The organism is Streptomyces sp. NPDC058308, from assembly GCF_042880275.1.
Lineage (GTDB): Bacteria > Actinomycetota > Actinomycetes > Streptomycetales > Streptomycetaceae > Streptomyces.
Genome location: NZ_JBHVZA010000002.1, coordinates 595143 through 607772, shown reverse-complemented (window position 1 = coordinate 607772; position 12630 = coordinate 595143). Strand labels below are relative to the sequence as shown.

Genomic DNA, 12630 nt, shown 5'->3' with positions numbered 1-12630 from the left:
TTCAAAGACAGGCTCTCAGCCGACCGGCACCAGGGTCAGATACGCGATCCCGAGCACCCCGCGGTAGCCGTGCAGCCAGGACGCGCGCTGGGCGTCGACGCGTGTGCGGGTCTCGGCGGCCAGGGGGTGGTTGGGGTGCGTGGCCAGCCACTCCTCGACGTCGGAGCGGTAGCCGGACTCGAACTCCTCCCATTCCTCGGCGCTCGCCGTTTCCACCCACAGCGGGCGGAACCCCGCCTCGACGGCGGCGTCCACCAGGCCGCCGAGGGGGAGGTATTCACCGGCGTCGGCGCCCGGCCACATCGCTGCGAGTTCCTTGGCGGTGGGTTCGCGCTGCCAGAAGCCCTCGCCGAGCAGGACGCGGCCGCCCGGCTCGACCAGGCGGCGCAGCGCGTGCAGCGCGTCGACGGTCGCCCGGGGCGGCGCGGTGGAGCTGAGGGCGTGGCTGGAACTGAGGCACAGGACGAGATCGGCGGGACCGCGGGCGGTGTCCGTCGCCGACTCCTCGGCGAAGACGACCCGTTCGCCGAGGCCGCGCTCCTTCGCCGCGGTCCGGCCGCGGTCCAGGTCCTCGGCCTTGAGGTCGACGCCGATCCCGGTGGCCGTGGGGACGGCGTCGAGGACGCGGAGCATCAACTCGCCCCAGCCGCAGCCGATGTCGAGCACGGTACGGGGGCCGGCCGCCGTCAGACGTTCGACGATCCTGTCCGCCCGGGACTCGGAGAGCGGGCCGTGGAAGGTGAGGCGGGTGAGCCGCGGGGGCTGGTCAGAAGCGGTGGTCATATGCGGTGACGCTAGGACGTCAAGGTGTGGGCGGACAAACGGTTTTGGTGCGCTCGCCGACGCGGCGCAGGTGCGCGGCCAGGACGTCCGCCGCGTCCGGGGTGAGCGTGCGCAGGGCGACCATGGCCGTGACGACGACGTCGCAGAGCTCGGCCTGCACGTCGTCCCAGGTGTGGGTGGTGCCCTTGCGCGGGTTCTGACCGGTGGCCCCGATGACCGCCTGGGCGACCTCGCCGACCTCCTCCGACAGCTTCAGCATCCGCAGCAGCAGGGCCTCCTGGGGCGCACGGCTGTTGTGGGAATCGAGCCATGCGTACAGGCGGTCGACGGTGTCCCACGGGTCCTGCCGGGCACCCGGCGCGCCCTGCTCATCGTCCATGGCCCGCAGCTTGTCACGGCGGCCATGTCCCGGGCGAGGAGTACCCATGTGGCCCCGGGAGGCGTTCCTCCGCTCCGGCCGAGGCGTTCCTACGCCCCTGGCAAGGCGTTCCTACGCCCCGGACGAGGCGTCCGCGGCGCCCTCGTCCGCCGCACGGACGTTCCTCTTCCTGGCGCCCAGCGTCGCGAGCACTCCGACGGCCGTCCCCGCGAGCGCGGCGGGCACCATCCAGCCGCGGTTGAGGGAGTGGCCGAGCGCGTGGTCGGCGGAGTAGCGGCCGGGCCCCGTGACGGCGAGGGCCGCGGCGACCATGCCGAGGAACGCCGGGTATTCGTAGCCGCCGCCCTGGCTGAAGAACCCGTTCGGCGCGTGCACGGCCGCGGCGCCGGCCATGGCGCCTGCCGCCGCCGAGCCCGCGGCGGGTGTCGCGAGGCCGAGGGCGAGCAGCACGCCGCCGCCCGCCTCGGCGACCCCGGCCACGGCGGCGTTCATCCTGCCGGGCGCGTAGCCGACGGATTCCATGAAGGCGCCGGTGCCCTCGATGCCGCCGCCGCCGAACCAGCCGAACAGCTTCTGGGCGCCGTGGGCGACGAGCACCCCGCCGGTTCCCGCGCGCAGCAGGAGCAGTCCGAGGTCACGTCGGTCCAGGCACGAGCAGGTGGTCATGGGGAACTCCCGGTTCGGCCCCAGGGCGGGGTGCGGTTGTGTCCGCCTCCACCGTCCACCGGACCCGCGCCCGCCACCCGGCTCGCGGGGCCGTCCGGGTGACCCGCGGGGTGCGGCACGGGTGGCGCCGCGGGCCGCCCGGTGTGACCGTGGGCCCATGAGCATTCAGGTAAACCGGCTCGGCGACCCCACGGTCCGTGCCTTCGTCACCGCGGTGAACGCCCACGACAAGTCCGCCTTCGAGAGCCTGCTCGCGCCGGGCGCGACCATGTCCGACGACGGAACCGACCGGGACATCCCCGACTGGACCGACCGGGAGATCTTCTCCTCCAACGGCCACATGGACGTGGACTCGGAGTCGGACGGGGGCCGTGTGCTCGTCGTCTCGTTCCGCAACGACACATGGGGCGAGATGCGCACGAAGTGGGCGTTCACCGTCGACGACAGCGGCAGGATCTCCCGCTTCGAGACCGGCCAGGCCTGACCTGCTCCCCGGCGTACGCCTCGCCCCTGCCCTTCGGCGGTGGTCAGTGGCAGTTCGCGTACCCGGAGCCGAGCCGCGACCACGAGCAGGAGTCCTGCTGCGCGCCGCTCGGCTTGAGGAGGCGGGCCTTGTCGCCGGTGTTGTTCCAGACGTAGTTGCCCCGGCCCCAGTAGCGCACGCCGGAGGCGTCGCGGCCCTTGCCGGTGCGGACCTTGACGGTCTTGCCCGCGCCGATCTTGTAGCTGCCGAAGGTGTACGTGTAGCCGGTGTTGTCCTTCAGCTTGTAGCCCTTGAGCTGGACCGCCGAGCGGCCGCTGTTGTGGATGTTCACCCACTCCGCGTTCAGCGAGGAGTTCGAGCGGGTGTCCCGGCCCGGGCTGTCGTACTGGATGTAGCCGAGGTGCAGCCCGCCCTGATGGCGCGTGGTCGCCGCCGACGCGGGGGACATGGCGAGCAGGGACACCGACAGGGCGGTGGCGGCGAGGACGGCGGGGGCCGCGGTGCGTATGCGCAAGGAGTGCTCCAAGTGTGAAGTTCTCGTGGAGAGGAGCCGAGCATACGGGGAGTGCTGACCTGATTTGATGCGGTAGCAGAAACTCCACTTGTAGAGATTCCGGCCGCGCCGTCACGCCACCCTGCGCCACCCCAGGCTGAATCCGGCCACTTCAGAGCCCCGGTGCCGACCGTTCCGCGGGCGTCAACCCCGCCCGACGTACGGCATGTTGGTCGCGAGGACCGTCGCGAACTGGACGTTCGCCTCCAGCGGCAGCTCCGCCATGTGCCGCACCGTGCGCGCCACGTCGCAGACGTCCATCACCGGCTCGCTCGCCAGCTCGCCGTTGGCCTGGAGGATCCCGGACTGCATGCGCTCGGTCATATCGGTCGCGGCGTTGCCGATGTCGATCTGCCCGACGGCGATCCGGTACGGCCTGCCGTCCAGGGAGAGTGACTTCGTCAGGCCCGTCAGGGCGTGCTTCGTCGCCGTGTACGCCACCGAGTTCGGGCGCGGGGCGTGGGCCGAGATCGAGCCGTTGTTGATGATGCGCCCGCCCTGCGGGTCCTGCTCCTTCATCTGCCGGAAGGCGGCCTGCGCGCACAGGAACGCGCCGTTGAGGTTGGTGTCGACGACGTGCCGCCAGGCGTCGTAGGGGAGCTCCTCCACCGGTACGCCGCCGGGGCCGAACGTGCCGGCGTTGTTGAAGAGGAGGTCCAGGCGGCCGAAGCTCTCGCGCACCCGGGTGAAGAGCCCCGCGACGTCGTCGGGCCGCGACACGTCCGTGACGACGCACAGGGCGGCGCCGTCCTTCGCCGGGGCGAGCGCGGCCGTCTCCTCCAGGGTCTCGGTGCGGCGGCCCGCGAGCGCCACCGACCAGCCCGCGGCGAGCAGTTCGAGGGCGACGGAGCGGCCGATTCCGGAGCCGGCTCCGGTCACTACGGCGGTCTTCGGCGGGGCAGTTCGCTCAGCGTTCATGGCCCCGCAGCGTACGGGAGGGGTGTCCACGCGGACATCATCCGCCCGCCATGCGGCTGTTGTGTACGCGACAGGCTCGCGTCGTCCCCCGCCACTTGCATGCCCTTGACACCAATCGTCAGGGGAGGGCCACATGACACCCGCAGGCCAGCAGCACGCGTCCGAGATCCGGGCCGCCGCCCGTCACTTGGGGCGCCGTCGTTTCCTCACCGCCACCGGCGCCGCCGCCGCGCTCGCCTTCGCCACCAACCTGCCCACCGCGGGCGTCGCGGGCGCCGCCGAGCTCGACGCCCGCCGCATCACCGAGAACCCCTTCACGCTCGGCGTCGCCTCCGGAGACCCGCTGCCCTCCTCGGTCCTGCTCTGGACCCGCCTCGCCCCCGCCCCCTACGAGCCCGGCGGCGGCCTGCCCCAGGAGCGCGTCACCGTCCAGTGGGAGCTCGCCCACGACGCCCGGTTCCGGCGCGTCGCCAGACGCGGCACGGCCACCGCGCACCCCGAGTTCAGCCACACCGTGCACGTCGAGGCGGACCACCTGGACGCGGGCCGCACGTACTACTTCCGGTTCAGGACCGGCCGGTGGGTGAGCGAGACGGGCCGCACCCGCACCGCGCCGCCCGCGGGCAGCCGCCCCGGCGCGCTCACCCTCGCCGCCGTCTCCTGCCAGGCGTACCACGACGGCTACTTCACCGCGTACAAACACCTGGCGCAGGACGACGTCGACGTTGTCTTCCACCTCGGCGACTACCTCTACGAGTACGCCGTGAACGCGGCCGGCGGCGCCCGCAACTACACCGACCGCACGCTGCCCGCCCACTTCAACAAGGAGACCAAGACCCTGGAGGACTACCGCCTGCGGTACGCCCTCTACAAGCACGACCCCGACCTGCGCGCCGCCCACGCCGCGCACCCCTTCGTCGTCACCTGGGACGACCACGAGGCCGAGAACAACTACGCCGACGACGTCTCCGAGAACGACGACCCGCCCGCCGAGTTCCTCCTCCGCCGCGCCGCCGCCTACCGCGCGTACTGGGAGAACCAGCCGCTGCGCCGCCCGCAGCTGCCGAGCGGGCCCGATGCGCAGCTCTACCGGCGCCTGACCTGGGGCGGGCTCGCCCAGTTCGACATCCTCGACACCCGGCAGTACCGCTCCGACCAGGCGTACGGCGACGGGGCGCACGTCCCCGGGCCCGAGTCGGACGACCCGGCGCGCACGATCACCGGCGCCACCCAGGAGCGCTGGCTCATCGACGGCTGGCGGCGCTCGCGCGCCCTGTGGAACGTCGTCCCGCAGCAGGTCACCTTCTCCGAGCGCAGGCTGGACCTCAACCCGCGGGCCAAGCTCTCCATGGACGCCTGGGACGGCTACCGCGCCTCCCGGCAGCGGGTCCTCGCGGGCGCGAGGGCCGCCGAGCTGGACAACCTCATGGTCCTCACCGGTGACGTGCACGTCGGCTACGCCTTCGACATCAAGGCCGACTTCGACGACCCGTCCTCGCGCACGGTCGGCACGGAGATCGTCGCGACGTCCATCGCGAGCGGCAAGGACGGCGCGGACAAGCCGGCCAACTGGGAGACGTACACCAAGGCCAACCCGCACCTGAAGTTCTACAACGGCCGCCGCGGCTACGTGACGGTCGCCCTCGGACGCGAGGCCGCGAGGGCCGACTTCAAGACGGTCTCGGCGGTCACCACGCCGGGCGCCCCCCTCAGGACGGCGGCGTCCTTCGTGACGGAGGCGGGCGACCCGGGGCTGAAGCCCGCGTAGCCGCCCCGGGCAGGTCCGGGCAGTTCCAGCCCGTCCGGCGATTTCCGGGCAGTTCCAGCCCGTCCGGCGATTGAGGACGAACCCGGCGAAGCCGGTGACTGACCGAGCCACGTGCACCGCGTACCGGGGCGGAGCCCACAGCTGCGACCATGGAGACGCACACGCAGCACATGGGAGGGGCACGATGCCTGAGCTCGGGCAGGCCACAACAGCACATCCGGCAGCGAAGGCGGCGGAGCCGAACGGCCCCGCCGCCCTCCGTCGTACCGGCGCCCTGGTCACGCTCGTCCTCGGCGGCCTCACCGCGGTACCCGCGCTCTCCATGGACATGTACCTGCCGGCCCTGCCGGAGGTCACCGACGCCCTGCACTCCCCGGCGGCGACCGTCCAGCTGACCCTGACCGCCTGCCTCATGGGCATGGCGCTCGGCCAGCTCGTCGTCGGCCCCATGAGCGACAAGTGGGGCCGCCGCCGCCCCCTCCTCATCGGCCTGCTCGTCTACGTCCTGGCCACCGCCACCTGCGCCTTCGCGCCCACCGCCGAGCTGCTCATCGGCTTCAGGCTGCTGCAGGGCCTCGCGGGAGCGGCCGGGATAGTGATCGCCCGCGCGGTCGTCCGCGACCTGTACGACGGCGTGGAGATGGCCCGCTTCTTCTCCACCCTGATGCTGATCTCCGGCGTCGCCCCCATCGCCGCCCCGCTCATCGGCGGCCAGGTCCTGCGCTTCACCGACTGGCGCGGCATCTTCGTCGTCCTCACCGTCGTCGGCACCGCACTGACCCTGCTGGTGTGGCGGCGGCTGCCCGAGACCCTCGCCCCCGAGAAGCGGCACAGTGGCGGCACCGTCGAGGCGCTGCACACCATGAAGTCGCTCCTCGCCGACCGCGTCTTCGCCGGGTACATGATCGCGGGCGGCTTCGCCTTCGCCGCGCTCTTCGCGTACATCTCCGCCTCGCCTTTCGTGATCCAGGAGATCTACGGCGCCTCCCCGCAGACCTTCAGCCTCCTCTTCGGCGTCAACTCCGTCGGACTGATCGCCGCGGGCCAGCTCAACGGCAAGGTCCTGGTCGGCAGGACCAGCCTGAACAAGGTGCTCGCCGTCGGCCTGGCGATGATCACGACCGCCGCCACGGCGCTCCTGCTCATGACCCTCGGCGTCTTCGGCGACGTCGGCCTGTTCCCCGTCGCCGCCGGGCTCTTCCTCCTCATGTCGTCGATGGGCCTCACCATGCCCAACACGCAGTCGCTCGCGCTGATCCGCACCCCGCACGCGGCAGGATCCGCATCGGCGCTGCTCGGCACCACCTCCTTCCTCGTCGGCGCGGTCGCCTCGCCGCTCGTCGGCATCGCGGGCGAGGGCACGGCCGTCCCGATGGCCGTCGTCCAGCTCGTCTGCGCGCTGGCGGCCATCGGCTGCTTCGTGGGACTCTGCCGCCCCTGGCAGCGCCCGGCCGCGCAGGAGGCGGACCACTGAGCACCCCAAGACTCCTGCGCCCCGGCTCCCCGGAGCGGGCAGGCCTCGACCCCGACGAGATAGGCCACCTCGTCGGCGAGGTGCGCGACCTGACACGCGGCCCCCGCCCCTGGTGCGCGGGCGCCGTGGTCGTCGTGGGCCGCGGACCCGTGATCGCGGCCCAGGAGGCGGCGGGCTGGGCGGTGCGCTACGCCGCGTACGACCCGGAGACCGACGCCGGAGTCGAGCTGCCCCGCGAGTGGCGCGTGCCGATGCGCACCACCACCCCCTTCGACCTGGCCTCGCTCACCAAGCTCTTCACCACGGTGGCCGCCGTGCAGCAGCTGGAGCGCGGCACGCTCGGCATCGACGCGCTCGTCGGGGCGTACGTCCCCGAGTTCACGGCCGCCGCCGAGCACGGCATCACCGTCCGGCAGCTGCTCACCCACACCTCGGGACTCCGGCCCGAGCTGCCGCTGTACGACTGCCCGGACGAGGCCGCGCGCCTCGCCGCCCTGCGCACGGAGGCCCCCGTCACCGCGGCGGGCGACTACGTCTACTCCGACCTGAACATGCTGCTGCTCCAGCGCGTCCTGGAGCGCCTCACCCGCCGCCCCTTCGACGCCCTGATCCGCGACGGCATCACCCGGCCGCTCGGGATGACCGCCACCGGCTTCGGGCCGCGCCCCGACGCCGCCGCCACCGAGGACCAGCGCAAGCCGTGGGCGAAGGCCGACCGCGGGATGCTGCGCGGCACGGTCCACGACGAGAACGCCTGGGCGCTCGGCGGCGTCGCCGGGCACGCGGGCCTCTTCTCCACCGCCCGCGACCTGGCGGTGTTCTGCCGCACCCTGCTGTGCGGCGGCTCGTACGGCAGGGCCCGCATCCTCGGCCCCGACTTCGTCGAGCTGATGCTGGCGGAGCCGGGCCTGGGCTTCCGCGTCGACCAGCCGTGGTTCATGGGGGAGCTGGCGGGCCGCGGGGCGGCCGGTCACACCGGCTTCACCGGCACCTCGCTGGTCCTCGACCCGGCGACGGACACGTTCCTGGTGCTGCTCGCGAACACCGTGCACCCCAGGCGCAGGGCCGCCGACAGCGGGCCCCGCGCGGCGGCGGGCACGCGGCTGGCGCGGGCGGCGCGGGGGCGCTGACCTCCGGCTCCCCGAAGAGCCCGGTCCTGGGTCCCGGTTCAGAGACGGGCTCTCAAAGCGTCCGGTGGAAGCAGACCCGGTCCTGCCCCGGCCCGTCGTAGTCGCTGTGTACCGGCAGCCCGTCGACCTCCCGGTCACCCGGTTCGAGGGAGAAGCCCAGGGCGCGGTGGAACGCGATGGAGCGGGCGTTGCGCGGCGAGGTGATGGACCGCACCTCCTTGCGGCCCGCGGCGGCGGCCCGCCGGAAGAACTCCGTGTACAGGTCGCGGCCCACGCCCCGGCCGCGCAGCCGCGGCGCCACGCCGACGAAGTGGATGTAGGCGTCGCTGTCGTCGTCGGTGGAGTGGAGGCCGACGGGGAACGCCCCGATGTCCCCGTCCCGCTCCGCGACCAGGCTGGTGTGCGCGAAGAACTGCAGGAACAGCCTGGGCAGCAGCAGCGACAGCTCGCGGGACTGCTCGGGGGAGTGGGTGTCGCCCCACCAGCTCTGCACGCGCTCGACGATCGCCGGATGGTCGGACACCCGGGCCCGACGCAGCTCTGTGATCATTACGCTCCCTCTCCACACCGTTCACCGTCTGCTCCTGCCACACTCCCACCCCCGTAGAATCACGGGGTGAACGCCCCTCTCCCCCCGACCTCCCCGGCAACTCCGGCCTCCCCGGCCGAGGCCCTGCGCGCCGCCCTCGCCGGGCTTCTGGACGGCCTCCCGCCCCGGCAGGCGACCCAGGCCGTCGACCGGCTGATCGCCAACTACCGGGGCCGCACCCCGACCGACGCCCCGATCCTGCGCGAGCGCGCGGACGTCGTCGCGTACGCCGCGTACCGGATGCCCGCGACCTTCGAGGCGGTCCGTGCGGCTCTTGCCGCGCTCGCGGACGCGGCGCCCGAGGGCTGGGCGCCCGGCAGTCAGGTGGACGTGGGCGGCGGGACCGGCGCGGCGACCTGGGCGGTCGCGGCGACGTGGGCGGGGGAGCGGCCCGTGACGGTCCTGGACTGGGCCGAGCCCGCGCTGGCCCTGGGGCGCGAACTGGCGGGCACGACACCGCAGTTGAGGGGCGTACGGTGGCAGCGCTCTCGTATCGGAGCATCGCTCGCCATCGAGAGCACTGATCTCGTCACGGTGTCGTACGTGCTCGGGGAGCTGACCGGGGCCGACCGCGCCTCGGTCGTCGACGCGGCGGCGGAGGCGGCCTCGCGGGCCGTCGTCGTCATCGAGCCCGGCACCCCCGACGGCTACGGGCGGATCATCGAGGCGCGCGACCGGCTCATCGCGGCGGGCTTCCGGATCGCCGCGCCCTGCCCGCACAGCTCGGCCTGCCCCATCGAGCCAGGCACGGACTGGTGCCACTTCTCGGCCCGGGTCAGCAGGTCGTCCCTGCACCGCCAGGTCAAGGGCGGCTCACTGGCGTACGAGGACGAGAAGTTCAGCTATGTCGCGGCGGTCCGCTTCGATCCGGACCCGGCGCCCTCCCGGGTCGTCCGCCGCCCGCAGATCCGCAAGGGCCAGGTCCTCCTCGACCTGTGCGGGGTCGAGGAGTCCCTGCGCAGGGAGACCGTGACCAAGCGCCACGGCTCCCGCTACCGCGCGGCCCGCGACGCGGACTGGGGTGACGCGTGGCCGCCCCGGTCCGCCGACGCGGACTGAGAGCCTGTCATTGAACCCCCGCCTGCGCCCCGACGCCCGGCACGCACGCTTCGCGCGGACGACGGGGGTTCAAAGACAGGCTCTGACTACCTCGGTCCCCAGGTGCCCTGGTTGACCGAGCAGTTCCAGCCGGTGCCGCGCAGGGTGAACTTCACCCCGAACGAACGGGTGTTGAGCAGCCGGGTCTGCACCTTGAAGCCGAGCTTCGCCTTGCCCTTGAGGCTCTTGTCGTAGACGGAGACCGTCTTCGTCGTCCGGTGGGTGATCTTGCCACCCGTCGGCGTCGCCTTCTTGAAGCGGATGTTCTTGGTGTTGGTCACCGTGAAGGTGACCTTCTTGATGCTCTGCGTGGTCTTGCTCTTGATGCCGAAGTACAGGCCGCCGTTGGTGACATTGCCGTGCGCGTCGTAGTAGAAGCGCTTCGGGTAGACGATGTCGATCGGGCAGCCGGCGACGGCGCGCGGCGCGGCCTTCACGGCGGTCGGTCCGGACGCCGCGGAGGCGGAGCCGGCCAGGCCGAGCTGAGCGGCGGTAAGGGCCCCCGCGGTGGCCAGGACTGCGGCGGACGTGCGCATGCGATTCACTGCGCTGATACCTCTTCTTCCCCCTGGGCCCCTGTGGGCCCAACTGTTTGGTTGTGGTGTTGCGTTCGCACAGGGCGGTCTGTGCACCTGTGTACCTGTGCGCACGTATTGTTAGCACGTTGTCAGACAGATGGCTGAACTGCCCCTCCTTTTTGCGGGGCACCTCACACGCCCCCCCGCTTCTTAGAAGGTTCCCTCCGCTTCTTAGAAGGTTCTTAAGACCGCCGACTATTCAGTTCTCCATGCCCACCAAGATCAGCTCTCCAGGCCACGCCCGCAGGCGGTCCGAGACCCGTTTCCTCACCCTGTCCGTCGCGCTCGCGGTCGTCGCGGCCGGCGCCACCACGTACGCCTTCACGGCCGGGGCCGAGCAACCCCGCGGAAAACAGGTCGAGTTGGCCGTCGACGACGGTACCGCCCTCGTCGACACCGCCTCCCTCGCTGTCCGCGCCCACACCCGCGACGGCCGCGACCTCACCCTCTCCGACGCCTCCGGCACCGACCTCGGCGCACCGGGCCCGGTGACCCGCTCCGGCAAGGGCTCGGCCCGCTGGAGCTACCCCGAGCGAGGCATCGACGTCACCGCCCGCACCGACCACGGCCGCCTCTCGCTGCGGCTGAAGGCGGACCGCGACACCTCCGTCAGCTGGCCCGTCACCGGCACCGACGCCACCGCGTCGGCCCTCCAGCTGCCGCGCGGCGAAGGCCTCGACATCCCCGTCGACGACGCCTTCTGGACCACCGGCAAGGGCGGACTCGGCGGCAGCACGGTCGACGTGGGCGCCGACCTGACGCTCCCGCTGTGGGGCTACACCCTCGGCGACAAGAGCGGCGTCAGCTACCTCACGCCCACCGACATCGGCACCACCCTCGGCTTCACCGCACCCGGCGGCCGGCTGCGCACCACCGCGCGGCACGCCTTCGACGCCGGCGACGGCACCCGCGACTACTCCGTCACCTTCGCCCTGACCGACGGCAACGCGGTCGCGCCCGCCGCCGACTACCGCTCCTACCTCGCCGAGCGCGGCCAACTCGGCAGCCTGAAGCGGAAGATCGCGAAGAACCCCGCGACAGGACGGCTCCTCGGCGCCTTCCACGCCTACACCTGGGGCGAGGCCCGCAAGGCCCCCGCCGTCGAGCAGCTGAAGAAGCTCGGCGTCGACCGGATGTGGCTCGGATACGACGGGAAGCCCTACCCGGACAGGGCGGCGGTGCGCGCCGCGCAGAAGGCCGGCTACCTGACCGGCCCCTACGACTCCTTCGCCAACGGCCAGGACCCCGAGTCCGCCGACGCCCCGAACGCGGTGTGGCCCGGCACCGTCTATCCCGACTTCTGCGTCCGCGACGCCAAGGGCGAGCCGGAGACCGGCTTCGGCGGCCGCGGCTGCTACCTCAGCTCCCAGGCCTTCGAAAAGGCCGAGCCCCGCCACCACTACCTCGCCGACCGCACACGCTCGATGGTCGCCAACGGCGCCGACAGCTACTTCCTCGACGTCGACGCCACTGGCGAGCTCTTCCGCGACCACGGCAAGGGCCGCCGGATGACCAAGGCCGAGGACCGGGGGAACCGCCTCGCGCGGATGCGGCGCATCGCGGACACGGGCCTCGTCCTCGGCTCGGAGACCGCCCAGGCCTGGGCGAACAAGCCGCTCGCCTTCGACCACGGCGCGGGCACCCCGGTCGCCGACGGCATGTGGAAGCTCCAGAAGGACCGCGAGAAGTGGGGCGGCTACTACCCCGAGGACGCACCCGGCGTCTTCTTCAAGCCGGTCGGCCTGCCCGCCGACCTCGCCAAGGCGATGTACGACCCGCGCTACCGCGTCCCGCTCTACGAGACCGCGTTGCACGGCTCCCTGGTCAACACCGAGCGCTGGGAGCTCTCCTACGAGAAGCTGCCGGCGCAGAAGACCACCCGCGCCCTGCTCGCGATGCTCTACAACACCCCCCTCAACTACGTCCTCGACGGACCGTCGCTGAAGCGGCACGGCGCCGAACTGGCCGCCCTGCAGAAGTACTTCGCGCCCCTGCACAAGGCCGCGGGCACCGAGCCCCTCACCTCCTACCGGCGCCTCGGCGCCGGCCGCGACGTCCAGCGCACGGTGTTCGGCAGGGGCACGCTGACCGTCACGGCCAACTTCGGCACGAAGGCGTACGCCGGGCTGCCGGGCGGCTGCGTCGACGCCCGTCTGAAGGGCGACGACGAGCCGCGCCGGCTCTGCCCGGCCCGGCTGCACGGGAACTAG

Annotated in this window: 13 protein-coding genes; 6 read left to right on the top strand and 7 right to left on the bottom strand. The window is 72.5% G+C overall.

What is annotated here, in order from left to right; translation table 11 throughout:
• Positions 1 to 15 precede the first annotated feature (15 nt).
• The 3 genes from ACFVYL_RS05370 to ACFVYL_RS05360 form a co-directional block, all read right to left on the bottom strand.
• Positions 16 to 783: an SAM-dependent methyltransferase gene (locus ACFVYL_RS05370; RefSeq protein WP_389712966.1), complete on the bottom strand. Its 768-nt coding sequence runs from the start codon at positions 781 to 783 to the stop codon at positions 16 to 18.
• Positions 784 to 802: 19 nt separating this feature from the next.
• Complete coding sequence (locus ACFVYL_RS05365) at positions 803 to 1162, bottom strand: MazG-like family protein (protein WP_389712965.1); 360 nt, start codon at positions 1160 to 1162, stop codon at positions 803 to 805.
• 111 nt (positions 1163 to 1273) lie between these two features.
• Positions 1274 to 1828 carry a DoxX family membrane protein gene (locus ACFVYL_RS05360; protein WP_389712964.1) on the bottom strand — a complete coding sequence of 185 codons (555 nt, stop codon included), beginning with the start codon at positions 1826 to 1828 and terminating at the stop codon, positions 1274 to 1276.
• Between the two features lie 157 nt (positions 1829 to 1985).
• On the opposite strand from ACFVYL_RS05360, the gene ACFVYL_RS05355 reads away from it, so the two are divergent.
• Positions 1986 to 2312, top strand: a complete 327-nt coding sequence (locus ACFVYL_RS05355; RefSeq protein WP_389712963.1) for a nuclear transport factor 2 family protein — start codon at positions 1986 to 1988, stop codon at positions 2310 to 2312.
• Positions 2313 to 2355: 43 nt separating this feature from the next.
• On the opposite strand, the gene ACFVYL_RS05350 is transcribed toward ACFVYL_RS05355, so the two are convergent.
• Positions 2356 to 2826, bottom strand: coding sequence for a lamin tail domain-containing protein (locus ACFVYL_RS05350; protein WP_389712962.1), 471 nt, complete (start codon positions 2824 to 2826; stop codon positions 2356 to 2358).
• Positions 2827 to 3009: 183 nt separating this feature from the next.
• Positions 3010 to 3783 (bottom strand): SDR family oxidoreductase, encoded by a 774-nt coding sequence (locus ACFVYL_RS05345; protein ID WP_389712961.1) that lies wholly within the window; start codon positions 3781 to 3783, stop codon positions 3010 to 3012.
• 133 nt (positions 3784 to 3916) lie between these two features.
• On the opposite strand from ACFVYL_RS05345, the gene ACFVYL_RS05340 reads away from it, so the two are divergent.
• The 3 genes from ACFVYL_RS05340 to ACFVYL_RS05330 all read left to right on the top strand — a co-directional run bounded on the left by ACFVYL_RS05340 (position 3917) and on the right by ACFVYL_RS05330 (position 8155).
• A complete protein-coding gene (locus ACFVYL_RS05340) occupies positions 3917 to 5551 on the top strand; it encodes an alkaline phosphatase D family protein (protein ID WP_389712960.1) in 1635 nt (544 codons plus the stop codon).
• Positions 5552 to 5735: 184 nt separating this feature from the next.
• Positions 5736 to 7025: a multidrug effflux MFS transporter gene (locus ACFVYL_RS05335; protein ID WP_389712959.1), complete on the top strand. Its 1290-nt coding sequence runs from the start codon at positions 5736 to 5738 to the stop codon at positions 7023 to 7025.
• The gene (locus ACFVYL_RS05330; RefSeq protein ID WP_389713023.1) at positions 6965 to 8155 is read left to right on the top strand and encodes a serine hydrolase domain-containing protein; all 1191 of its coding nucleotides are present in this window, start codon (positions 6965 to 6967) and stop codon (positions 8153 to 8155) included. Before ACFVYL_RS05335 ends, ACFVYL_RS05330 begins: the two co-directional genes overlap by 61 nt.
• A gap of 52 nt (positions 8156 to 8207) precedes the next feature.
• Here the strand turns inward: ACFVYL_RS05330 and ACFVYL_RS05325 are convergent, their stop codons facing one another.
• A complete protein-coding gene (locus ACFVYL_RS05325; protein ID WP_389712958.1) occupies positions 8208 to 8705 on the bottom strand; it encodes a GNAT family N-acetyltransferase in 498 nt (165 codons plus the stop codon).
• A 66-nt stretch (positions 8706 to 8771) separates the two neighbouring features.
• On the opposite strand from ACFVYL_RS05325, the gene ACFVYL_RS05320 reads away from it, so the two are divergent.
• The gene (locus ACFVYL_RS05320; protein ID WP_389712957.1) at positions 8772 to 9803 is read left to right on the top strand and encodes a small ribosomal subunit Rsm22 family protein; all 1032 of its coding nucleotides are present in this window, start codon (positions 8772 to 8774) and stop codon (positions 9801 to 9803) included.
• An 86-nt stretch (positions 9804 to 9889) separates the two neighbouring features.
• Here the strand turns inward: ACFVYL_RS05320 and ACFVYL_RS05315 are convergent, their stop codons facing one another.
• Positions 9890 to 10378 (bottom strand): hypothetical protein, encoded by a 489-nt coding sequence (locus tag ACFVYL_RS05315; protein WP_389712956.1) that lies wholly within the window; start codon positions 10376 to 10378, stop codon positions 9890 to 9892.
• 251 nt (positions 10379 to 10629) lie between these two features.
• Between ACFVYL_RS05315 and ACFVYL_RS05310 the strand changes: the two genes are divergently transcribed.
• Positions 10630 to 12630: a glycoside hydrolase gene (locus ACFVYL_RS05310; RefSeq protein WP_389712955.1), complete on the top strand. Its 2001-nt coding sequence runs from the start codon at positions 10630 to 10632 to the stop codon at positions 12628 to 12630.